Origin of the sequence: Pseudomonas sp. NPDC087598, from assembly GCF_044743525.1 — a bacterium.
In the GTDB taxonomy this organism is placed as follows: domain Bacteria; phylum Pseudomonadota; class Gammaproteobacteria; order Pseudomonadales; family Pseudomonadaceae; genus Aquipseudomonas.
Genome location: NZ_JBIUWQ010000022.1, coordinates 6,337 through 27,145 on the forward strand (window position 1 = coordinate 6,337; position 20,809 = coordinate 27,145).

At 59.6% G+C, this 20,809-nt stretch carries 23 protein-coding genes; 17 read left to right on the plus strand and 6 right to left on the minus strand.

Features of this window, described 5'->3' with window-relative positions:
* From ACIOWE_RS14225 to ACIOWE_RS14240, 4 genes are all read left to right on the plus strand, one after another.
* On the plus strand, nt 1-601 hold a 601-nt coding region (locus ACIOWE_RS14225), incomplete at its 5' end, for a TetR/AcrR family transcriptional regulator (protein WP_401392305.1).
* A gap of 137 nt (nt 602-738) precedes the next feature.
* Nucleotides 739-1,707: a GTP 3',8-cyclase MoaA gene (locus ACIOWE_RS14230; protein WP_401392308.1), complete on the plus strand. Its 969-nt coding sequence runs from the start codon at nt 739-741 to the stop codon at nt 1,705-1,707.
* 258 nt (nt 1,708-1,965) lie between these two features.
* Nucleotides 1,966-2,571: a DUF4823 domain-containing protein gene (locus tag ACIOWE_RS14235; protein ID WP_007967613.1), complete on the plus strand. Its 606-nt coding sequence runs from the start codon at nt 1,966-1,968 to the stop codon at nt 2,569-2,571.
* 15 nt (nt 2,572-2,586) lie between these two features.
* Nucleotides 2,587-3,147 (plus strand): DUF1285 domain-containing protein, encoded by a 561-nt coding sequence (locus tag ACIOWE_RS14240; protein ID WP_401392311.1) that lies wholly within the window; start codon nt 2,587-2,589, stop codon nt 3,145-3,147.
* A 57-nt stretch (nt 3,148-3,204) separates the two neighbouring features.
* On the opposite strand, the gene ACIOWE_RS14245 is transcribed toward ACIOWE_RS14240, so the two are convergent.
* Complete coding sequence (locus ACIOWE_RS14245; RefSeq protein ID WP_401392314.1) at nt 3,205-4,077, minus strand: lipase family alpha/beta hydrolase; 873 nt, start codon at nt 4,075-4,077, stop codon at nt 3,205-3,207.
* Nucleotides 4,078-4,273: 196 nt separating this feature from the next.
* Here ACIOWE_RS14245 and ACIOWE_RS14250 point away from each other — a divergent pair, with 196 nt between their 5' ends.
* The 10 genes from ACIOWE_RS14250 (at nt 4,274) to ACIOWE_RS14295 (ending at nt 15,458) form a co-directional block, all read left to right on the plus strand.
* Nucleotides 4,274-4,990, plus strand: coding sequence for a FadR/GntR family transcriptional regulator (locus tag ACIOWE_RS14250; protein WP_401392317.1), 717 nt, complete (start codon nt 4,274-4,276; stop codon nt 4,988-4,990).
* A 131-nt stretch (nt 4,991-5,121) separates the two neighbouring features.
* Complete coding sequence (locus ACIOWE_RS14255; RefSeq protein ID WP_401392320.1) at nt 5,122-5,997, plus strand: SMP-30/gluconolactonase/LRE family protein; 876 nt, start codon at nt 5,122-5,124, stop codon at nt 5,995-5,997.
* A gap of 270 nt (nt 5,998-6,267) precedes the next feature.
* Nucleotides 6,268-7,086 carry an SDR family oxidoreductase gene (locus tag ACIOWE_RS14260; RefSeq protein WP_401392322.1) on the plus strand — a complete coding sequence of 273 codons (819 nt, stop codon included), beginning with the start codon at nt 6,268-6,270 and terminating at the stop codon, nt 7,084-7,086.
* Between the two features lie 143 nt (nt 7,087-7,229).
* Entirely contained in the window at nt 7,230-8,234 is a 1,005-nt protein-coding gene (locus ACIOWE_RS14265) for a substrate-binding domain-containing protein (RefSeq protein ID WP_201237252.1), read from the plus strand.
* Nucleotides 8,235-8,288: 54 nt separating this feature from the next.
* Complete coding sequence (araG, locus tag ACIOWE_RS14270; RefSeq protein ID WP_201237253.1) at nt 8,289-9,830, plus strand: L-arabinose ABC transporter ATP-binding protein AraG; 1,542 nt, start codon at nt 8,289-8,291, stop codon at nt 9,828-9,830.
* A gap of 12 nt (nt 9,831-9,842) precedes the next feature.
* Nucleotides 9,843-10,811 (plus strand): L-arabinose ABC transporter permease AraH, encoded by a 969-nt coding sequence (gene araH, locus ACIOWE_RS14275; protein ID WP_201237254.1) that lies wholly within the window; start codon nt 9,843-9,845, stop codon nt 10,809-10,811.
* 330 nt (nt 10,812-11,141) lie between these two features.
* On the plus strand, nt 11,142-11,855 hold the full coding sequence (locus ACIOWE_RS14280) for a GntR family transcriptional regulator (RefSeq protein WP_201237255.1): 714 nt from the start codon (nt 11,142-11,144) through the stop codon (nt 11,853-11,855).
* The gene (locus ACIOWE_RS14285; RefSeq protein WP_401392327.1) at nt 11,852-12,850 is read left to right on the plus strand and encodes an ADP-ribosylglycohydrolase family protein; all 999 of its coding nucleotides are present in this window, start codon (nt 11,852-11,854) and stop codon (nt 12,848-12,850) included. The genes ACIOWE_RS14280 and ACIOWE_RS14285 overlap by 4 nt, the downstream gene beginning before the upstream one ends.
* A gap of 219 nt (nt 12,851-13,069) precedes the next feature.
* Nucleotides 13,070-14,536 carry a purine-cytosine permease family protein gene (locus ACIOWE_RS14290; protein ID WP_401392330.1) on the plus strand — a complete coding sequence of 489 codons (1,467 nt, stop codon included), beginning with the start codon at nt 13,070-13,072 and terminating at the stop codon, nt 14,534-14,536.
* The gene (locus ACIOWE_RS14295) at nt 14,529-15,458 is read left to right on the plus strand and encodes a PfkB family carbohydrate kinase (protein WP_401392333.1); all 930 of its coding nucleotides are present in this window, start codon (nt 14,529-14,531) and stop codon (nt 15,456-15,458) included. Before ACIOWE_RS14290 ends, ACIOWE_RS14295 begins: the two co-directional genes overlap by 8 nt.
* 122 nt (nt 15,459-15,580) lie before the next feature.
* Here the strand turns inward: ACIOWE_RS14295 and ACIOWE_RS14300 are convergent, their stop codons facing one another.
* The 5 genes from ACIOWE_RS14300 to ACIOWE_RS14320 form a co-directional block, all read right to left on the minus strand.
* Complete coding sequence (locus ACIOWE_RS14300) at nt 15,581-15,961, minus strand: termination factor Rho (protein ID WP_401392336.1); 381 nt, start codon at nt 15,959-15,961, stop codon at nt 15,581-15,583.
* Between the two features lie 173 nt (nt 15,962-16,134).
* The gene (locus ACIOWE_RS14305; protein ID WP_092279308.1) at nt 16,135-16,389 is read right to left on the minus strand and encodes a hypothetical protein; all 255 of its coding nucleotides are present in this window, start codon (nt 16,387-16,389) and stop codon (nt 16,135-16,137) included.
* A gap of 43 nt (nt 16,390-16,432) precedes the next feature.
* Nucleotides 16,433-16,762, minus strand: coding sequence for a hypothetical protein (locus tag ACIOWE_RS14310; protein ID WP_166224718.1), 330 nt, complete (start codon nt 16,760-16,762; stop codon nt 16,433-16,435).
* 82 nt (nt 16,763-16,844) lie between these two features.
* On the minus strand, nt 16,845-18,041 hold the full coding sequence (locus tag ACIOWE_RS14315) for an MFS transporter (protein WP_401392339.1): 1,197 nt from the start codon (nt 18,039-18,041) through the stop codon (nt 16,845-16,847).
* A gap of 110 nt (nt 18,042-18,151) precedes the next feature.
* Nucleotides 18,152-18,805, minus strand: a complete 654-nt coding sequence (locus ACIOWE_RS14320; RefSeq protein WP_401392342.1) for an HD domain-containing protein — start codon at nt 18,803-18,805, stop codon at nt 18,152-18,154.
* Between the two features lie 229 nt (nt 18,806-19,034).
* Here ACIOWE_RS14320 and ACIOWE_RS14325 point away from each other — a divergent pair, with 229 nt between their 5' ends.
* From ACIOWE_RS14325 to ACIOWE_RS14335, 3 genes are all read left to right on the plus strand, one after another.
* Nucleotides 19,035-19,514 (plus strand): GNAT family N-acetyltransferase, encoded by a 480-nt coding sequence (locus tag ACIOWE_RS14325; protein ID WP_103306682.1) that lies wholly within the window; start codon nt 19,035-19,037, stop codon nt 19,512-19,514.
* A 159-nt stretch (nt 19,515-19,673) separates the two neighbouring features.
* Nucleotides 19,674-20,318 (plus strand): hypothetical protein, encoded by a 645-nt coding sequence (locus ACIOWE_RS14330; protein ID WP_401392345.1) that lies wholly within the window; start codon nt 19,674-19,676, stop codon nt 20,316-20,318.
* A complete protein-coding gene (locus tag ACIOWE_RS14335) occupies nt 20,315-20,809 on the plus strand; it encodes a PAAR domain-containing protein (RefSeq protein ID WP_401392348.1) in 495 nt (164 codons plus the stop codon). The genes ACIOWE_RS14330 and ACIOWE_RS14335 overlap by 4 nt, the downstream gene beginning before the upstream one ends.

Genomic DNA, 20,809 nt, shown 5'->3' on the forward strand with positions numbered 1-20,809 from the left:
CCGCGAGCAAGAAATTCTCGATACCGCGCTCAAGCTGTTCCTCGAACAAGGTGAAGACAGTGTCACCGTCGAGATGATTGCTGATGCCGTGGGTATCGGCAAAGGCACGATCTACAAGCACTTCAAGTCCAAGGCCGAGATCTATCTGCGCCTGATGCTCGATTACGAGCGTGATTTGAACGAGCTGCTGCATTCGGCCGATGTCGACAAGGACAAGGAAGCACTGTCCCGTGCCTACTTCGAATTCCGCATGCGCGACCCGCAGCGCTATCGCCTGTTCGATCGCCTCGAAGAGAAGGTGGTCAAGGGCAATCAGGTGCCGGAAATGGTCGAGGAGCTGCACAAGATCCGTGCCTCGAACTTCGAACGCCTGACCCTGCTGATCAAGGGTCGTATCAGCGAAGGCAAGCTGGAAGACGTGCCGCCGTACTTCCACTACTGCGCATCCTGGGCGCTGGTGCACGGCGCTGTTGCGCTGTATCACTCGCCGTTCTGGAGCAACGTGCTGGAAGATCAGGAAGGTTTCTTCCAGTTCCTGATGGACATCGGTGTGCGCATGGGCAACAAGCGCAAGCGCGATCCGGAAACGCCGAGCAGCTGAGCCATTCAGTTGCCTTATAGCGCCATGATATTCACACCATGACGCTTACCGCAGGAATATACTCAGGCATAGGGCTTGCTAAAACTTGAATTCTGAGTCAAGTTTTAGCCGCTCGATTTTCCACCGCCGGAGTGATCATGATCGTTGACCGTCAAGGCAGGCGTTTTCGCAATTTGCGTATCAGCCTGACTTCAGCCTGCAATTACGCGTGTACCTACTGCGTGCCAAACGGCAAGCGGCTGGTCGCTGCGCAGGATGAACTGTCGGCCGAGGCCATGGCGCGCGGCGTGGCGTATCTGATCGAAGCCGCTGGCATCGAGCGGCTGCGCATCACCGGTGGCGAACCACTGGTCAGTCCCAAACTCGAATCGTTCATGACTGCCGTCGGCAAGATGGGCCTGGACGACATCAGCTTGACCACCAACGGTCAACTCCTCGCGAAAAAACTGCCGCTGCTGGTCGATGCCGGTCTGCGCCGGATCAACGTTTCCCTCGATACCCTCGATGCCAGTGCGTTCCGCAGCATCGCCCGTGGCGGTGATCTGGCCACCGTGCTCGATGGTATGGATCAGGCGAAAGCGGCGGGGATGAAGATCAAGGTCAACATGGTGCCGTTGCGCGGGCAGAACCTCGACCAGGTGATGCCGCTGCTGGATTACTGTCTGGAGCGCGGCTATGAGTTGCGGTTCATCGAACTGATGCGCATGGGCCACCTGGCCAAGGACTCCAACGCCTTCCTGCAACAGTTCGTCAGCCTGCAACAACTGCTGGAGCTGATTGGCGAGCGCTACGAGTACGCGCAAACCGATGCGCCGGTGGACGCCACGGCCGTGCGCTATGCGATTCCCGGGTTGGGCAACTTTGGCGTGATCGCCAATGAAAGCGTGCCTTTCTGCCGGACGTGCTCGCGACTGCGTCTTTCGTCGACCGGTTGGCTGCATGGCTGCCTGTCGTCGAGCAACCGTCACTATGTCGGCGACCTGCTGGACAAGCCGCGTCATCAGGCGCTGCCGGCGTTACAACGGCTCTTGGTGAAAGCCTTGGGCGACAAGCAGGAAGTGGCGTTCTCGGGCGGCGCGACCATCATGAAAATCATCGGCGGCTGATTGTGGTGAGGGGATTTATCCCCGATGGGCTGCGGAGCGGCCCCAAAACCATCCTCCTGATTCTGTCTGGCTCACCATACCGAAATTACGACGGCTGCGCCGCCGAGCGGGAGCAAGCTCCCTCGCCACAAAGGCTTCATTTCAGGCCTTTGGGGCGTCATTTCAAATTCGATACCTGCACATTTTCAAGGACTGGCGCAAAAGCTGCATCCAACGGCCATTCGCCGGTTTTCCGTCACCGGCCACTGGAGGAATAGGATGCGTAGCCTGGTTTTGCTGCTGGCCGTTTTGGCGCTTGGCGGCTGTATGACTGTCAGCGATATGGCCGAAGGCACTCGCTATCAGATGAGCGATGCGGGGCTGCTGGATCATAGCGACAGTCGCCGCGTGAACAATTTCCGCATTCAGCCGGACTCGTTCATTTACATCGCTCAGGGCGCGTTTGCGCCGCCGGGTGGTTCGTATCCGCGACCGAATGTGGTGGCTGAAGAGGCCTTCAAGGGCTTCGTCGAATACTTTCCGATGGTCCGCCGCGCCCGTGCGCCGGAAGGACTTGATCAAGCAATGGGCGAAGCCCGCGATGCTGGCGCGCACTACCTGCTGTACACGCGTTTCGCCAAGGCTGACGACCGCATCGGCAACTCCGATGAGTGGCTTGACCAGGAAGCCGTGGATCGTCTCGGTATCGATGGCGGCGTGATTCAGATCATGTTGATCGAGACCAGCACCCAGTATTTGATTGATACTGCACGGATCAAGAGTCGTGGCGGTTTACTGACGTTCCACGACAACAAGCCCGAAGACCTGATCGGCCCGCCGCTGGCGCAATATGCGCGCAGCCTGTTGGGAGTCGGCGACCAATAATTCAAGGAGTACGCCATGAGTGGCCCGCAAAAAGCCAATGACCTGTTGGGACAGATCCCCAAAACTAAAGGCCTGCCGCCGGTGCACTTGTGGAACCCGGACTTCTGCGGTGACATCGACATGCGCATCGCCCGGGACGGCACCTGGTACTACCTGGGCACGCCGATCGGGCGCAAACCGATGGTCAAGCTGTTCTCGACGATCATTCGCCGCGATGGCGATGATTACTTCCTGATCACCCCGGTCGAGAAGGTCGGGATCAAAGTCGACGACGCGCCGTTTGTGGCGATTGCCGTTGAGGTTGAAGGCGAGGGTGAGGCGCAGCTTTTACGCTTCACCACGAACGTTGAAGAAACCGCCGAGGCCGGGCCAGAGCATCCGATTCGCGTGGATATTGATCCTGTGACTCAAGAGCCCGCGCCTTACGTGCATGTACGCACCAATCTTGAAGCGTTGATTCACCGCAATGTGTTCTATCAACTGGTGGAACTAGCGGTCAGTCGCGAAATCGATGGCCAGCGTTGGCTCGGTGTGTGGAGTGGCGGCGAGTTTTTCCGCATTGGTCTTGAGCCATAAGTCACGCTGCATTTTTTGCAAATGGCCCGCTGTTGCAGCGGGCCATTTTTTTGCGCCTTACAAACCTTTGTCCTTGAGCCGTGCAGCGTGTTCAAGATAGAGACGAACCGGGCTGACGTTCCAACTGGTGATTCCGGCGAGCTGGTTGACGGCGTCGAAGTGGTCCATCGGGTAATCCGAACGAATGACCTTGCCCAGATGCGAGCTGTACTGTCCGACCAAGCCATCGTTGGCGTTCTTTTCCTTGTAAAACAGCTTCGACAGCACGATGCAGTTCAAATGCGACGGATCGAGGGGTTGCAGGCTCTGGAAGTTCTGCACGATGCCGCTCCAGGAATAGTAATACACGCCGTTTTCGACTTCGTTACCTTCACCGCCCCATTGTTTGGGTACCCCTTGCGGGTATTTTTTGTTAAACGTCGCCAGTCCGGCGCTGGTCAGCGATTCGAAAGCAGCCTGAGGGTCCTGTGGGTTTTGCGGATGTCCGCTGAGCAGCGAGATAAAGGTGCCGACCGCGCCTAGTAGCGCCAGTACCAGCGCTTCCGGTAGTTCGCCGGGAGTTAATGCCTTATGCAGTTGATCGGCAATTTCGGAACCATGGTTGGGGCAACTGACCGAGGTGACCGAGGCGACCTTTTCCGGGTGCAGGGCGGCAACATAGCGCGCCGCCAGCGGGCCCTGGCTGTGGCCGATAAGGTTGACCTTGGCTGCGCCCGTCTCGCGCAAAATGCGATTAACGTGTTCCAGCAGCATTTTCCCTCGTTCTTCATTGCCGTTTACTGCTGGAATATTCACGGCAAACACGGTGGCACCCTCTCGCTCCAGTGCTTCCTTGATTTCGAAGAAGTAGGGATAACCGGCGATTTTGTCGAAGCCGAAGAGGCCGTGGATCAAAACAATTGGGTATTGCGTAGACGCATCCTTGTTCATGCTCATACCTGTCGATAGCGAAGTTGAGTGAAACAGATGCTATTGACTGCTTGATCTGTCGCGCCTTAACCGTAGGTCATGGAACGGCTTTACTCAAATAGACTTGAGCAGATGGAGATGGGCAGAAAGATCGAATTGACAGACAATCATATGATGATTAGCGTGTTCACCCATCGCGATCTGCCTTGAGGTGTTCATGTCCAGCAGCTTTCATGCTTCAACAGTTGACTGGCTGGGCAGCTGGATCGCCGCCGGGCAAGTAAAACCGGGACAGACCATCAAGGTCGAGGCGGATCTGGGCGAGCAGCTCGGGGTCAGCCGCACGGTCATTCGTGAAGCCATCAAAACCCTCGTCGCCAAAGGCATGCTCGAAGTCGGGCCGAAAGTCGGCACCCGCGTGTTGCCGGTGCGGCGCTGGAACCTGTTTGATCCGCAAGTCGTCGGTTGGCTGTCGCGCAATGGCTTGCCGGAAAACTTCGTCGATGACCTGCTCGACCTGCGCCGCACCATCGAACCCATGGCAGTGCGCTGGGCGTGTGAGCGGGCGACGCTTGAACAGATCGATGCGGTGCAATTGGCGTTCAACGCACTGGCGCGGGCAGTCGATAGCGGCATCGATTACAACCGCGCCGATCAGGTTTTCCACGAATGCATTCTCGCTGCCAGCCACAACCAGTTCATCGAACAGATGGTCCCGGCGCTCGGCGCTTTGCTCGCGGTGTCATTCGAAGTCTCCGCTGCTGACCCCGATGAACTGCGCCGCACTTTGCCGATCCACAAAGACATGGCCGATGCCATCGCCGCCCGCGATTCCGCGCGAGGTGTGTGGGCCTGCATGACCTTGATCGACAATGCCGATCTGGCGATCAAACGGTTTTACCCAAAAGTCATGGCCGATAAAAAAGCCGGTTAATAAGAATTCCCCCTGTAGGAGTGAGCCTGCTCGCGATCGCGTCGTATCAGGCAAAACAGCTTCGACTGATCCACCGCGATCGCGAGCAGGCTCACTCCTACAGTAAAAACAACAACAATGGAGACCGTTATATGCCGTGGACCGCCGTCACCCAACACCGCGCCCAGCTCGGCGAAGGCCCGTTCTGGGATGCGCCGACGCAAGCGCTGTACTGGGTCGATATCGCTGGCAAACAGGCCCTGCGCCTGATCGGCCAGAACGTGCAGATCTGGCAAATGCCCGAGCACGTTTCTGCGTTTATCCCTTGTGCCAGCGGCGATGCGCTGGTGACGCTCAGCAGTGGCGTCTACCGCCTCGATCTTGACTCCCCAGGACTCGAACCGCGCCTGACGCTGTTCTGCGTCGCCGACCCGCAGCCCGGTAACCGCGCCAACGAAGCCCGCTGCGACGCGCAAGGCCGGTTATGGCTCGGCACCATGCAAAACAACATCGGCGAGCAGGGTGAAGACCTGCCGATCCTCCGCCGCTCCGGTGGGCTGTTCCGTGTCGATCCCGATAAACGTGTCACGCCATTGCTGCGCGGCCTGGGGATTCCCAACACGCTCCTGTGGAGCGACGACGGCACCACGCTGCTGTTCGGTGACAGCCTCGACGGCACGCTCTATCGTTATTTCATTCACACCGACGGCAACCTCGACATCGCTCAAACCTGGTACGGCCCCGATCAGCAGGGCGGCCCGGACGGTTCGGCGCTGGATGCCGAAGGCTTTGTGTGGAATGCCCGTTGGGACGGCAGTTGCCTGTTGCGCCTGACGCCGGAGGGCAAAGTTGACCGCAAGATCGACCTGCCGGTCAGTCGCCCGACCAGTTGCGTCTTCGGCGGCGAAGACTTGAAAACCCTGTACATCACCAGCGCCAAGAGCCCGCTTGGGCATCCTTTGGACGGCGCCGTGCTGTCGATGCGAGTCGATGTTGCAGGAAAGCTCTGTACGCGATTTGCTAGATAAATCCCAAAATATGGGATGCAAAATTATATATTGAGATTATTCGGCGGTCGGGTTTATAGTCGGCTCCAGCAGTAACACGCACTCACACTTAAAAAGAACAAAACAGGTGAAGTGATGCAGCGAATGTCTATCGCACTCCCCAATGGAGTCCGCGTCTCGCAACGGTTCGATGCCGTCAGCGACGCCTGCCTGTTTTGTTTCAAACGCCTTCCAGACCGGACATCGGCAGATGCCCGGTTTTTTTGCGCTTGCGAACAGGAGTCCTGATCCATGGCCGAACCACTTTCCCTGCCGCCGGTGCCCGCACCGCCGAGGGGTGAGCGTCTGCAAAACAAAGTCGTGCTGTTGACCGGTGCAGCCCAAGGCATCGGTGAAGCCATCGTTGCAGCCTTCGCCTGCCAACAAGCCAAACTGGTGATCAGCGACATTCAGGCGGAAAAAGTCGAGAAAGTCGCCGCCCACTGGCGCGAACAAGGCTTTGACGTGCAGGCGCTCAAGGCCGATGTGTCGCGTCAGCAGGATCTGCACGCCATGGCCAGACGCGCCGTTGAACGGCATGGCCGCATCGATGTGCTGGTCAATTGCGCCGGGGTCAATGTGTTCCGTGATCCACTGCAAATGACCGAAGAAGACTGGCATCGCTGCTTCGCCATCGACCTGGATGGCGCCTGGTACGGCTGCAAAGCGGTGCTGCCGCAAATGATCGAGCAGGGCGTCGGTAGCATCATCAACATCGCCTCGACCCATTCCAGCCACATCATTCCCGGCTGCTTCCCGTACCCGGTGGCCAAGCACGGCCTGCTCGGACTGACCCGCGCGCTGGGCATCGAATATGCGGCCAAGGGCATTCGCGTCAATGCCATCGCCCCGGGCTACATCGAAACGCAACTGAACGTCGATTACTGGAACGGCTTTGCCGACCCGCAGGCTGAACGGCAGCGCGCCTTTGATTTGCATCCGCCAAAACGCATCGGTCAGCCGCTGGAAGTGGCGATGACGGCAGTGTTTCTGGCCAGCGACGAAGCGCCGTTTATCAATGCTTCATGCATCACCATCGATGGTGGTCGTTCGGTGATGTACCACGACTGAACGCTGCAGCTTTCACGTGGAGAGATCCGTTTGAAATCCAATCATCATACGATATGACTATTTTCAAGTGCTTTGCTGCACCACGCAGTAACGCCACAAACGCTTTCAAACATTGCTCAAAAAAAATAACAAGGAGTCAGCTTATGAAACGTCGTTTCGGGATTCGTACCCTGTGCAGTACCGCCCTGGCGGTCACCGCGTTCAGCCTGAGCAGTTCGCTGCTCGCTGCCGATACCGTGAAAATCGGTTTTCTGGTCAAGCAGGCGGAAGAGCCGTGGTTCCAGACCGAGTGGGCTTTCGCCGAGAAAGCCGCCAAGGACAAAGGCTTCGAACTGATCAAGATCGCTGTGCCGGACGGCGAGAAAACCCTCTCGGCCATCGACAGCCTCGCAGCCAACGGCGCCAAGGGCTTCGTGATCTGCCCGCCGGACGTGTCCCTCGGCCCGGCCATCATGGCCAAAGCCAAGCTCAATGACCTCAAAGTCATCGCCGTCGATGACCGTTTCGTCGACGCCAACGGCAAGTTCATGGAAGACGTGCCGTACCTCGGCATGGCCGCGTTCGAGGTCGGTCAGAAGCAGGGCAACGCGATGGTCGCCGAAGCGAAGAAGCGTAACTGGGACTGGAAAGATACCTACGCGGTGGTCAATACCTACAACGAACTCGACACCGGCAAGAAACGCACCGACGGCTCGATGAAGGCTCTCGAAGACGCCGGCATGCCCAAAGAGCACATTCTGACCGCCGCCCTGAAAACCCTCGACGTGCCGGGCAGCATGGACGCGACCAACTCGGCGCTGGTGAAACTGCCGAGTGCGGCGAAGAACCTGATCATCGGCGGCATGAACGACAACACCGTGCTCGGCGGCGTGCGCGCCACCGAAGCCGCCGGGTTTGCCGCGACCAACGTGATCGGCATTGGCATCAATGGCACCGACGCCATCGGCGAGCTGAAAAAGCCCAACAGCGGCTTCTTCGGATCGATGCTGCCAAGCCCGCACATCGAAGGCTACAAGACCGCCGAGATGATGTACGAGTGGGTCACCACCGGCAAAGAACCGCCGAAGTACACGGCCATGGACGACGTCACCCTGATCACCCGCGAGAACTTCAAGCAAGAGCTGGAAAAAATCGGCTTGTGGAACTGACGTCGCAACGGCCCGGACAGCCGGGCCGTTTGATCGTGTGAAGAGGTGGTTCAAATGCACGCGCAAGTACAGACAAATGACAACAGCGGCGGCAGCCTGCGCTTCAACGGGATCGGTAAAACCTTCCCGGGTGTGAAGGCGCTGGACGGCATCAGCTTCGTCGCCCATCCAGGACAAGTCCATGCGCTGATGGGCGAAAACGGCGCCGGCAAATCGACCCTGCTGAAAATCCTCGGCGGTGCCTACATCCCGAGCAGTGGCGAGCTGCAGATCGGCGAGCGGACGATGGCCTTCAAGTCCACCGCCGACAGCATCGGCAGCGGCGTCGCGGTGATTCACCAGGAGCTGCATCTGGTGCCGGAAATGACCGTGGCCGAGAACCTGTTTCTCGGTCACTTGCCGGCCAGCTTCGGCCTGATCAATCGCGCTACGTTGCGCCAGCAAGCGTTGAACTGCCTCAAAGGCCTGGCCGATGAAATCGATCCGCAGACCAAGGTCGGACGCTTGTCGTTGGGGCAGCGGCAACTGGTGGAAATCGCCAAGGCGCTGTCGCGTGGCGCGCATGTGATTGCTTTCGACGAACCGACCAGCAGCCTTTCGGCGCGCGAAATCGACCGGTTGATGGCGATCATCGGGCGCCTGCGTGACGAAGGCAAAGTCGTGCTTTACGTCTCCCATCGCATGGAAGAAGTGTTCCGCATCTGCGACGCGGTGACGGTGTTCAAGGACGGCCGTTTCGTGCGGACTTTCGACGACATGAGCCAATTGACCCACGATCAACTGGTGACCTGCATGGTCGGCCGCGACATTCAGGACATCTACGATTACCGCAATCGGCCGCGTGGCGCCGTGGCGTTGAAAGTCGAAGGATTGCTCGGCCCGGGCCTGCGTGAGCCGATCAGTTTTGAGGCGCACAAAGGCGAGATTCTCGGCCTGTTCGGACTGGTCGGGGCAGGGCGCACGGAGCTGTTTCGTCTGCTCAGCGGGCTTGAGCGCAACACGGCCGGACGCCTCGAACTGCGTGGCCATGAACTGAAATTGCGCTCACCGCGCGACGCGATTGCCGCCGGGATTCTGCTCTGTCCCGAGGACCGTAAAAAGGAAGGGATCATTCCGCTGGCCAGCGTCGCCGAGAACATCAACATCAGTGCGCGCGGTGCGAATTCCGGCCTCGGCTGCCTGATTCGCGGCCTGTGGGAAAAGGGCAACGCCGACAAGCAGATCAAGGCGTTGAAAGTGAAAACGCCGCACGCCGGCCAGCAGATCAAATTCCTCTCCGGCGGCAATCAGCAGAAGGCCATTCTCGGCCGCTGGCTGTCGATGCCGATGAAGGTTTTGCTGCTCGACGAACCGACCCGCGGCATCGACATCGGCGCCAAAGCCGAGATTTACCAGATCATCCATAACCTCGCCGCCGAGGGTATTTCGGTGATTGTGGTGTCGAGCGACCTGATGGAAGTGATGGGTATTTCCGACCGCATTCTGGTGCTCTGCGAAGGCGCCCTGCGCGGCGAAGTCAGCCGTGACCAGGCCAACGAATCCAACCTGCTGCAACTGGCTTTGCCGCGCCACCGCGCTGACGGCGTGGCGAACTGAGAGGTGACTATGATGACAACCCAGAAAGAAACCCTGCCGACCGAGCGCAAACCTTTGGATATGCGCCGCTTCCTCGATGACTGGGTCATGCTGTTGGCGGCCGTCGCGATCTTTGTCGCCTGCACGCTGCTGATCGACAACTTCCTGTCGCCGCTGAACATGCGCGGCCTCGGGCTGGCGATTTCCACTACCGGGATTGCCGCGTGCACGATGTTGTACTGCCTGGCGTCGGGGCATTTCGACCTGTCGGTGGGCTCGGTGATTGCCTGTGCCGGGGTGGTCGCGGCGGTGGTGATGCGTGACACCAACAGCGTGTTTCTCGGTGTCAGTGCGGCGCTGGTGATGGGCCTGATTGTCGGGCTGATCAATGGGATTGTGATTGCCAAGTTACGGGTCAATGCGTTGATCACCACGCTGGCGACCATGCAGATCGTCCGTGGCCTGGCCTACATCTTTGCCAACGGCAAAGCGGTAGGCGTGTCGCAGGAATCGTTCTTCGTGTTCGGCAATGGTCAGTTGTTCGGCGTGCCGGTACCGATTGTGATCACCATCGTCTGCTTCCTGTTTTTCGGCTGGCTGCTGAATTACACCACCTACGGGCGCAACACCATGGCCATTGGTGGCAACCAGGAAGCGGCGTTGCTGGCCGGGGTGAACGTTGATCGGACCAAGATCATCATCTTCGCCGTGCATGGCGTGATTGGTGCGCTGGCCGGGGTGATTCTGGCGTCGCGGATGACCTCCGGGCAGCCGATGATCGGCCAGGGTTTCGAGCTGACGGTGATCTCCGCTTGCGTGTTGGGCGGGGTGTCGCTGAGTGGCGGGATCGGCATGATTCGGCATGTGATTGCCGGGGTGCTGATTCTGGCGATTATCGAGAATGCGATGAACCTGAAGAATATCGACACGTTCTATCAGTACGTGATTCGCGGTTCGATCCTGCTGTTGGCCGTCGTTATCGACCGTCTCAAACAACGCTGACCCCGTTCCCAACACGCGAACCTGTGGGAGCTGGCTTGCCAGCGATTGGGGCGTGTCATTCAACATCAGTTCTGAATGTGCCGCAGCCATCGCTGGCAAGCCAGCTCCCACAGGGATTTGCGGTAGGGCAGAATTTAATGCTCGACGCATAACTTTTGTGGGAGCGAGCCTGCTCGCGAAAGCGCTGTATCAGTCGCCGAAATTATTGACCGACACGGCCTCTTCGCGAGCAGGCTCGCTCCCACAGGGAATCGCATCAAGTCCTGCCTTCTGTCACCTCTCACAAATATTCCTTGCCCGTTCAAGTCTGTTTCGGGTATCACTTTGTACATGATTAGACAGGTACGATTTGACAAGAAACAACGGGTGGTCGACGAACTCGTCCGGCGCATCGAAAGCGGACTCATGGAGGACGGCTTTCTGTTGCCCGGCGAGCATCAGTTGGCTCAGGAATTCAACGTCAGCCGTGGCACGTTGCGCGAAGCGCTGGCCGAATTGAAGCGGCGCAATTACATCGCCACGCAAAGCGGTGTCGGCTCCATTGTCACGTTCGACGGTGTGGTGCTCGATCAGCGCAGCGGGTGGGCGCAGGCGCTGGCCGACAGTGGCGCGCTGATCAACACTGAAGTGTTGCGCCTCGAAGCCGTGACCCGGCCCGATCTGCTCTCGCGTTTCGGCACCGAGCAATTCATCACCCTCGACCGTCGACGGCGTTCCAATGACGGCACGCTGGTGTCCCTCGAACGTTCATTGATGCCGGCCACCGGCGGCCTCGAAAGCCTGCCCCGCGTCGGTCTGATCGACAATTCCCTGACCATCACCCTGGCCGCCTACGGCTACATCGGCGAACGCGGCGATCAGTGGATCGGCGCCGAACCGCTCGGCGCCGAGGACGCTGAACTGCTCGGCCGCCCGGTCGGCACGGTGTTCCTCAAGGCCCTGCGTACCACTTACGACCGGCAGAACCGCTTCATGGAACAGGTCGAAAGCCTGCTCGACCCGGTGCACTTCCGCCTGCACCTGCAATTTGGAGAATCGAAATGACTGCGCTCAACCGTGCCCTCGGTGCGTTTTATGGCCTGGCCCTCGGTGATGCGCTGGGCATGCCGACGCAATCGCTGAACCGCGAAACGATCAAGACCCGCTTCGGCACAATCACCGATCTGCAGGACGCCGGCCCTCTGCAACCGATTGCCGCGAACATGCCCAAAGGCTCGATCACCGACGACACCGAACAGGCAATCCTGGTCGGCGAGTTGCTGGTCGAAGGCAAGGGCCGCATCGAACCGGCAATCCTCGCGCAACGGCTGATCGAGTGGGAAGCCGCGATGCAGGCCAGGGGCTCGCAGGACTTGCTCGGCCCGTCGACCAAACGTGCAATCGAAATGATCCTCGCCGGCCACTCGCCGGAGGAAGCCGGGCGTTACGGCACCACCAACGGCGCGGCGATGCGTATTACTCCGGTGGGAATTGCAGCGGATGTTGCCGATCCTGAGCGTTTTATCGCGGCGGTGGTTCAGGCCTGTCAGGTGACTCACAACACCACACTGGGGATTTCCAGCGCGGCAGCGGTAGCGGCGGTGGTCTCTGCCGGGATCAATGGCATGGATCTGGGTGAAGCGTTGAACCTCGGTCAGCAAATCGCACAGCAAGCGGAAACGCACGGGCACTGGGTAGCCGGTGGACGCATCGCTTCGCGCATCAGTTGGGCGCGCACCATCAGCGTCGACAGTGACAAAGCGCTGCTGGCCGATCTGCTCTATGACGTGATCGGCACGTCGGTGGCGTCGCAGGAGTCGGTGGTGGTTTCGTTTGCATTGGCACAGCAAGTCGCCGTTGGTGAGATGAGTGCGTTCGATGCGTTGTGCATGGCGGCGAGTCTGGGTGGCGACACCGACACCATCGCCGCGATTCTCGGGGCAATGCTCGGGGCCTGCCTGGGCCTTGAGAGTTGGCCGGTGCCGATGATTGAAACGGTGAAAACCGTCAATCATCTGGAGCTTGAGCCATTGGTGCAGGGGCTGTTGGCCCTGCGCTGATTGAACTGACGCCATCGCTGGCAAGCCAGCTCCCACAGGGATAGTGCATTTCTCAAGGTTCACCCTGAACCTGTGGGAGCGGGCTTGCCCGCGATTGGCGCACCGCTTATTTGAATATTTAATCCGCAATGGATCGCGCAGACAGGCCCAGGACGGCCGGGATGTCTCGTTTTTTGCGTCATTGCCACAACCACAAAAAAGGCAAACAGGAGCACGTTCATGAGTTCATCAAACGCCGGGCAAAGCGCCGGGCAACTGGAAACCCGCGGCATCGAACCGGTGCCGGAAGCCGAGTGCAACGGTCATCCGCTGCAACTGTTCTGGGTCTGGTTCGCCGCCAACATTTCCATTCTCGGTTTGCCGCTGGGGGCAACGCTGGTCGCGTTTCGCGGCCTGGCGATCTGGCAGGCGATCATCGTCGCGATCATCGGCGCGGCCGGTTCGTTCGCCGTGGTCGGGATCATCTCGATTGCCGGTCGTCGTGGTCGGGCGCCGAGCCTGACACTGTCGCGAGCGATCTTCGGCGTGCGCGGCAATATCGGCCCGACGCTGGTCTCGCTGATGTCGCGGCTGGGCTGGGAAACCGTCAATACCACCACCGCCGCATTCGTGCTGCTGTCGCTGTGCTCGATCCTGTTCGGCTCGCCGGTCGAAGCGAAAAGTGCGCCGGTACTGACACTGATCTTCATCGCGATTTTTGTCTTGCTGACCCTGTCGGTGTCCGGCCTTGGCCATGCGACCTTGCTGGTGATCCAGAAGTGGGCGACCTACGTCTTCGGTGCCCTGAACCTGCTGGTCGGCGGCTTCCTCTGCGCCACCATCGACTGGAGCGCGGTGTTCAACGCCACACCAGCACCGATGAGCGCGATGATCATCGGCATCGGCACCATGGCCGCCGGCACTGGTATCGGTTGGGCCAACGCCGGTGCTGACATGTCGCGCTATCAGCATCGCAGTGTCAAAGCCGTGCGACTGGTCGCTTCCGCCGCGTTCGGCGCGGGCATCCCGCTGGTGCTGCTGATCACCCTCGGCGGCTTGCTGTCGGTGGGCAACAATGACCTGGCCTCGGCGACCGACCCGATCGTGGCGATCCGCGACATGCTGCCGACCTGGATGGCCGTGCCGTACCTGATCACCGCTTTCGGTGGTTTGCTGCTGTCGAACAACCTGTCCGTCTACTCCGCCGGTTTGACCACGTTGACCCTCGGTCTCAAGGTCAAGCGCGTCTACGCAGTGGTGGTCGATATCGTCGCGATCTTCGCCGGTTCGATCTACTTCATGCTGATCGCCGACAGCTTCTACGGCCCGTTCATTACCTTCATTTCCCTGCTGGCGGTGCCGATTACCGCGTGGGTCGGGATCTTCGTCGTCGACCTGATTCATCGTCACTACTACAGCCCCAAAGACTTGCTCGATGTGAGCCCGAGCAGTGCTTATTGGTATCGCGGCGGCATCGAGTGGCGCGCGTTCGGCGCGTGGGCGATTGCCATCGTCCTCGGGTTCAGCTTCACGACCATTGGCACCACCGCCGAAAACGTCTGGTTCAAGGGCTTTCTGTCCGACTCGTGGCTGGGCCACAACGGCCTCGGCTGGATCGTGACGTTCGTGGTCGCCGGTGGCATTTATTTTGTACTCGGCGGGGCGAAAGATCGCCGTGCCGCGCAAGCCGAGAATGCTCATGCCTAAAATGTTGCACACCGGCCAGGTCATCATCGACCTGGTCATGGCCGTGGAAAAACTGCCGCAGATCGGCGGCGATGTGCTGGCGCAATCGGCCGGTTTCGAGGCCGGCGGCGGTTTCAATGTGATGGCGGCGGCGGTGCGTAATGGCTTGCCTGTGGTCTATCTGGGCCGCCATGGCAGCGGTCGTTTTGGCGATTTGGCACGCCAGGCGATGAACGCTGAGGGCATTCACATCGGAATCCGCCAGCCTGCGCAGCGCGACACCGGTTTGTGCGTGGCACTGACCGATGCGTCGGCCGAACGCAGTTTCATTTCCTACATCGGCGCCGAAGGTGAGGTGACGATCGATGATCTGAACAGCGTGGCGGCGGAGGCGGGCGATTACGTTTACCTCAGCGGTTATAGCCTGCTTCATGAGGGCAAGGCGCAGGCGTTGCTCGACTGGACGCTGGCGTTGCCGAAGACAATCCATGTGGTGTTCGATCCAGGGCCTTTAGTGGAGTCGCCGGACTCGCCGCTGATGCAGACGTTGCTGCCGCGCATTGATGTGTGGACCAGCAACAGTGTCGAGGCACTGCGGTTTACCGGCGCTGACGAGATTGGCGTAGCGCTGGATCGGCTCGCCGAACATCTGCCTGCCGACGTGTTGATGGTGGTGCGCGACGGGCCGCAAGGCTGCTGGATTCATCAGCGGGACGAACGTCGGCATATGCCGGGGTTTGTCGTGACCGCCGTTGACAGCAATGGCGCCGGTGATGCGCATGCGGGGGTGTTTGTCGCCGGGTTGGCCGAAGGTTTGTCCGCCCATGAAGCGGCACGGCGGGCGAATGCGGCGGCGGCTTTGGCGGTGACCCGCTGGGGGCCGGCGACTTCGCCGGGGACTGCTGAAGTGGATGCGTTTATCCGCGAGTCCTGCGGCGCCTGATCTACCGCTATCGCTGGCAAGCCAGCTCCCACGGGTTCGGGGGTGTACACCAATGTGTGTTCACCACAAAAAACTGTGGGAGCTGGCTTGCCAGCGATGGGGCCATCTGTTTCACACAAGACTCAACTGACTTTGCGCAGCGCCTCAATCAATTCATCCTTGCGCATCGAAGACCGCCCCGGAATCTGCTTCGCCCGCGCCTCTTTCCTCAAACTGTCCACGGTCTGCACATCCCGCGAAGCCTTGCTGTTACGCGAATGTCCGTCGCGACTGGCCACCGCGCGCCGCGCCGATTCTTGGCGATCCTCGGCCTTGGCACTCGCCGGTTTTTGGCGTCCCGAACCACCGGCCTTGTCACCGCCGCCCGATTGTTTGTTCACCGTTGCCCAGGCACGCGCCTCGGCTTCATCCTTTGACAGGCCTTTTTTCTCGTAGCTGTCTTCGATGTGCTCGGCCTTGCGTTTCTGTTCGGCGGTGTATTTGCTTTTGCTTCCACGAGGCATGGGATTTCTCCTTGCTTCGACAGATGGATTTCCAATGTAGGGGCTGCCGCAGTCTGCGATCTGTTGATCTTCAAAATCAAAAGATCGCAGCCTGCGGCAGCTCCTACATGATCACACGATCACACGATCACACGATCACACGATCACACGATCACACGATCACACGATCACGTTCAGCTATCGAGCTTGCGTGCCGCTTCAACGCCGGCGGCGCTGAGCTTGATCGGCAGGTTCAACGAATGTTCGCCGGCCTCGTTGCAGGTCACGTGTCCGTGGTGAATCAGTCCGCGATCCTGCAAAGCGGCGAGGGCACTTGCCACGACTTTCTCGCCCCGATAATTGTCCAGCACCTCCTTGCCCAGTCCACTCGGGTGGGCGTGCAGCAGACGGGTGAGGACTTCTTTTTCCAGGTTTTTATCGACGTTCATGGTTACCTCTTCATGGATTGAATAGGACGCTCGCGTCGGCGAACTACTGACCGGAACCTTCAGAGCCCGAGCCACCGGTGGTGGTTTTCGAGCCGATGCCGGTACCGGAATTATCAGGCGGGACGGGATTGCCGGACGTGCCACCCTGACGCCCCGGATCGTTGCCCTGGGTGCGCGGGTCGGTGCCGGTGGCCGGCGGCAGAGCGTTTTCCACGCCGGAGCCATCGGTGTTCATACCGGGGGCACTCTGGATGGCGGGGGCTTTGGGGCGTTCGACCGGGTCGGTCGGGCCGGTTCCTGCGGCGGTGGCGGCGAACGCCGCGGGGCAGAGCAGGGCGGTGAAGATGAGGGCAGTCAACCTTGACGGGATCATAGGGCGTCTCCAGTGATTGGAATCCTTACCTGTTGTTGGTCTGCCCTCGATATGGATTGGTGCCGGATGAACGACGAACGGTCTAACTCGCCGCTACGGTTTTGACGTTGATCCACCGCCAGAGCAAGCGGCCAAGGGTGATCAACCAGTTGGCCAACGCCACGATCAATACCGTCAACAGCAACGTCGTCATGCCGTGCTCGACAATGATTTTCCCCGCCAGCAACGGAAAGCCAAACACGCCGATGAAGTACGACAGACTGAATAGTAGCAAGGCCTGCGAGGTGGTGCCGGTTGGCGCTTCGTTGGCGGCGAGGCCATTGATCACCGAATAGGTGAGGCCGTAACCGACGCCGAGCATCAGCGCTGCCAGCAGATAAAGGAACGCGCTGTGTACGCCGAACGCGAACAGCACAATCGAGGCCAGCATCAACCCCGACAGCAGGCACGATGCACGCAGCGGATCACGCTTGACCACGAAGCCTGCGATGAGCATCCGGCTGCTGATTGCCGCACTCATGAAACCGAGAAAAAACAGCGAATAGTCCAGCGAGCGGGCGGCGGCGTAACTGGTCTGGAAACTCGACAGACCACCGAATACGCAGCCACCGAGGCCGACCATGATGATCGGGAACAGCGCGCGCGAACCGAGCACTTGCGTGGTTGCCCGCCAGGTGATTTTTGCCGCGCTGCTGGCTTGGGTGCTGTGCAATCTCGACCCGAGCAGCCAGAACAGCAGCACGCCAATCAGGCTCGCCAACGCTGCCAGATAAAACGCCGACGTCACCGGCAATCCCATGGCATTCGCCGCACGCCCGAGCAAGGGGCCGCTGCCGATGCCGGTCATCATGCTGCCCGACAGCAGGGCGAAATATCTGGCCCGCTGCGCCGGACTCACCAGACTCGCGACAATGATCGGCCCCAAGGTGTAAAACACACCCCAGCCCAAGCCCAGCAGCAAGCCAAAAAACAACAACAGATGACCAAACCCCGGCGTCAGCGCAAAGCCCAGACTGGCCGCCACTAACAGCACCCCGAACAGCGCAATCGAACGCGCCGCACCGAGCAGATCCGACAGATGCCCTGACACCAGCACCGCCGCAAACGTGCTGAGCATCGCCGCCGAAATCACACTGCCGGCGTCGTGTTCGTTGCCACCGCGAGCACTGATCAACAGCGACAGCAGAAACGTCGAGCCATAGGACAGCGACAGCAGATAACTGGCGAGACAGAACAGGCCAAACAGCTTGCCCGAGACCTGAGGTGTGGCTTGCGACATGACGCGGTTCCTTGACCGGAAAATTCAGCGTCATCTAGATAACACGTCAGGCACAGGGCTTAGGTCTGAGGTTGCTGAAGTCAGGATCGTCGTGCGCCGGAGTAACGCGCTCAGACGATGCCGATCTCTTCCTTGAACTGCTCCATGAAACCTTTCAAACGCTGATGGCGATCTCGCGCCAGACGCTGGCCGGCGGCAGTCTGGAAACCCTCGGCGAGGTGCAGCAGTTTGGTCTGGAAATGATCGAGGCAAAAACGTTTGTCGTCGTAGTCGCGTTGTTGCGCTTCGGGATCCTCGGGGTCGTACAGCGCCGAACCCATACGCCCGGCGACGTAGAACGTGCGGGCGACGCCGAGCATGCCCAGCGAGTCGAGACGGTCGGCGTCCTGGATGATTTTTGCTTCGAGGGTCAGTGGCGTGATGTTGGCGGAGAAACTGTGGGCTTCGATGGCGTGGGCGACGGTGGCGATTTTTTCTTCCGGCCAGTTCATTTCTGCCAATACCGCCGAAGCTTTTTCCGCCGCCAGACGTGAGGCTTGTGAACGCAGCGGCGAGTTCTTTTCTACGGCGACACAATCGTGCAGCAGCACCGCAGCGAGCAGAACGTGTAGATCACCGCCCTCTTCATTTTGAAGCGTACGCACGTTGTGCCAGACCCGTTGCAGATGGGCGATGTCGTGGGCACCGTCGTCTGATGACTCCAGTGCGTGGGGCAGTAACTCTGCTGCCAGTGCCTCTACGGGAGTGAAAAACTCAAGGTTCATAAGCATCCTTTCGATAAAGTCGACATTCCTGTGGGAGCGAGCCTGCTCGCGAAGGCGTCGTGTCAGCCAGCATAAATATTGAATGACCCACCGCATTCGCTAGCAGGCTAGCTCCCACATGGAATGGCGGCGTTTGAAGCATCGCGAGAGGGTATCCATTGTTTTGCCATGTGACGAGCGCCGCTCACCGCCTTAGTATGGCGTTTTCCTTTTCCGACAAGGCCCGTCCATGACGATCGAGATCCGCCCGGCGACCCCCAGCGATGCACCGCAAATCCTCGCCTTCATCACCGAACTGGCAGATTTCGAAAAGGCCCGTCACGAAGTCATCGCCAGCGTCGCCGACATCGAACGCAGCCTGTTCGGCGAAGGCGCCACCGCCCACGGCCTGATCTGCCTGCGCGACGGTTTGCCAATCGGTTTCGCGGTGTTCTTCTTCAGCTATTCGACCTGGCTGGGCAGCAATTGCCTGTACCTCGAAGACCTCTACATCACCCCCGAGCAACGTGGCGGTGGCGCCGGCAAAACTTTGCTGCGCCACCTGGCGAAAATCGCCTGCGACAACGACTGTGGCCGTTTCGAGTGGAGTGTCCTGGAGTGGAACACCCCGGCCATCGACTTCTACAAATCCCTCGGCGCCCAGCCGCAGGAAGAGTGGGTGCGTTATCGCATGGATGGCAAGGTCTTGCGCGAGTTCGCCGAAGGCTGAAAACAATGATGGCAATCCAGCACTAATTCGATTGTCGCCAGCGCTCTAGTCCGGCATTCTACGCGCCATTTTTGCGCGCTCACGGACGACTCTTGCAATGCCTCTGGCACTCTTTCTCCACGCTCGTGGAGCCTTCGTTGCGTCAACGATTGATCGGCGATGAGCGGACTACGGGCGTCAATGCGTCTGTATGGCCTGGTGAAAAACTCGGGCTCGACCGACAACCCCCAGCGTCAACCGGTCGACATTCTCTGTTTGACAAATCGTACGGGCGGTACCGCCATTCGTGCGTTCGTTTCATGCCTTGATGCCGAGTTGATGACGCGCAGTGCCGGGCTCGACGATTACCGCGTGATACCGCTGCGTACCTTCGATCCAACGGCGTTTATCGACGCTCATCAAGGCTGGCTGATGCTGCATATCTGTTGCGGTTTCGTCGCCCCTGTCGGGCATTCGCTGCTCAAGGACGATGCGTACGTCTATTCCGAGATCGGTCAGTGGACGGCCGGACATCATCTGGACCTCGGCACGCAAATGGCCGATCTGCTGCAATCAACGTACGAGCGCAATCACCTGCGCAACTACAACGCCTGGCTCAACGAGCTGGACGATGCGACGCCTGCCGAGCTGGCGTGGCACGTCGATGAAGCCTGGCGATATCTGCAAACCGCTGCAACCCCAGACAGCCGTGAGCATTGCCACGCACTGTTCGACCCCGTCGACAACCGCTGGCGCTTCGCCGCGACCGACATCGATATCTATCAGCCGCATCCGGAATCTCTGAAGCAAGGAGCTTTGAATTGAGTGGTAAACCCGCCGCCCGCGTCACCGACCCGACCGACTGCCCACTGCCGGGCCATGGCACCAACCCGATCGTCTCCGGTTCGCCGAACGTCTTCTTCGACGGTCTTGCCGCTGCGCGTATGACTGATAAATCGGCGTGTGGCAGTCCGATTACCGGCGCTGTCTCCGGCACTGTGTTCATCAACGGCCTGAACGCCGCCACCCTTGATAGCACCGGCGGGCACGGCAATGTCGTAGTCGGAGGTTCGGGGACGGTGATTATTGGCCAGAGTGGCGGAGGGGCGGCATTTAGTGGGTTGTTGCCGATGCCGGTGCATTTCACGGACAAGATGCAACTGGTCGATGAGTTCTCGGGCGAGCCTGTTGCCAATCATCCTTACACAATCAAACGTGGGGATGGCAGTGAAGAGCACGGCGTAACAGACGCAACAGGATTCACCCATACCATCAGCTCACATTTGGCTGAAACCATCGAACTGTTCGCGGAGTGA

Coding starts and splice junctions, on each gene's coding strand:
- ACIOWE_RS14230 (WP_401392308.1), top strand. CDS start 739: ATGATCGTTGACCGTCAAGGCAGGCGTTTTCGCAATTTGCGTATCAGC.
- ACIOWE_RS14235 (WP_007967613.1), top strand. CDS start 1,966: ATGCGTAGCCTGGTTTTGCTGCTGGCCGTTTTGGCGCTTGGCGGCTGT.
- ACIOWE_RS14240 (WP_401392311.1), top strand. CDS start 2,587: ATGAGTGGCCCGCAAAAAGCCAATGACCTGTTGGGACAGATCCCCAAA.
- ACIOWE_RS14245 (WP_401392314.1), bottom strand. CDS start 4,077: ATGAACAAGGATGCGTCTACGCAATACCCAATTGTTTTGATCCACGGC.
- ACIOWE_RS14250 (WP_401392317.1), top strand. CDS start 4,274: ATGTCCAGCAGCTTTCATGCTTCAACAGTTGACTGGCTGGGCAGCTGG.
- ACIOWE_RS14255 (WP_401392320.1), top strand. CDS start 5,122: ATGCCGTGGACCGCCGTCACCCAACACCGCGCCCAGCTCGGCGAAGGC.
- ACIOWE_RS14260 (WP_401392322.1), top strand. CDS start 6,268: ATGGCCGAACCACTTTCCCTGCCGCCGGTGCCCGCACCGCCGAGGGGT.
- ACIOWE_RS14265 (WP_201237252.1), top strand. CDS start 7,230: ATGAAACGTCGTTTCGGGATTCGTACCCTGTGCAGTACCGCCCTGGCG.
- araG (WP_201237253.1), top strand. CDS start 8,289: ATGCACGCGCAAGTACAGACAAATGACAACAGCGGCGGCAGCCTGCGC.
- araH (WP_201237254.1), top strand. CDS start 9,843: ATGACAACCCAGAAAGAAACCCTGCCGACCGAGCGCAAACCTTTGGAT.
- ACIOWE_RS14280 (WP_201237255.1), top strand. CDS start 11,142: ATGATTAGACAGGTACGATTTGACAAGAAACAACGGGTGGTCGACGAA.
- ACIOWE_RS14285 (WP_401392327.1), top strand. CDS start 11,852: ATGACTGCGCTCAACCGTGCCCTCGGTGCGTTTTATGGCCTGGCCCTC.
- ACIOWE_RS14290 (WP_401392330.1), top strand. CDS start 13,070: ATGAGTTCATCAAACGCCGGGCAAAGCGCCGGGCAACTGGAAACCCGC.
- ACIOWE_RS14295 (WP_401392333.1), top strand. CDS start 14,529: ATGCCTAAAATGTTGCACACCGGCCAGGTCATCATCGACCTGGTCATG.
- ACIOWE_RS14300 (WP_401392336.1), bottom strand. CDS start 15,961: ATGCCTCGTGGAAGCAAAAGCAAATACACCGCCGAACAGAAACGCAAG.
- ACIOWE_RS14305 (WP_092279308.1), bottom strand. CDS start 16,389: ATGAACGTCGATAAAAACCTGGAAAAAGAAGTCCTCACCCGTCTGCTG.
- ACIOWE_RS14310 (WP_166224718.1), bottom strand. CDS start 16,762: ATGATCCCGTCAAGGTTGACTGCCCTCATCTTCACCGCCCTGCTCTGC.
- ACIOWE_RS14315 (WP_401392339.1), bottom strand. CDS start 18,041: ATGTCGCAAGCCACACCTCAGGTCTCGGGCAAGCTGTTTGGCCTGTTC.
- ACIOWE_RS14320 (WP_401392342.1), bottom strand. CDS start 18,805: ATGAACCTTGAGTTTTTCACTCCCGTAGAGGCACTGGCAGCAGAGTTA.
- ACIOWE_RS14325 (WP_103306682.1), top strand. CDS start 19,035: ATGACGATCGAGATCCGCCCGGCGACCCCCAGCGATGCACCGCAAATC.
- ACIOWE_RS14330 (WP_401392345.1), top strand. CDS start 19,674: ATGAGCGGACTACGGGCGTCAATGCGTCTGTATGGCCTGGTGAAAAAC.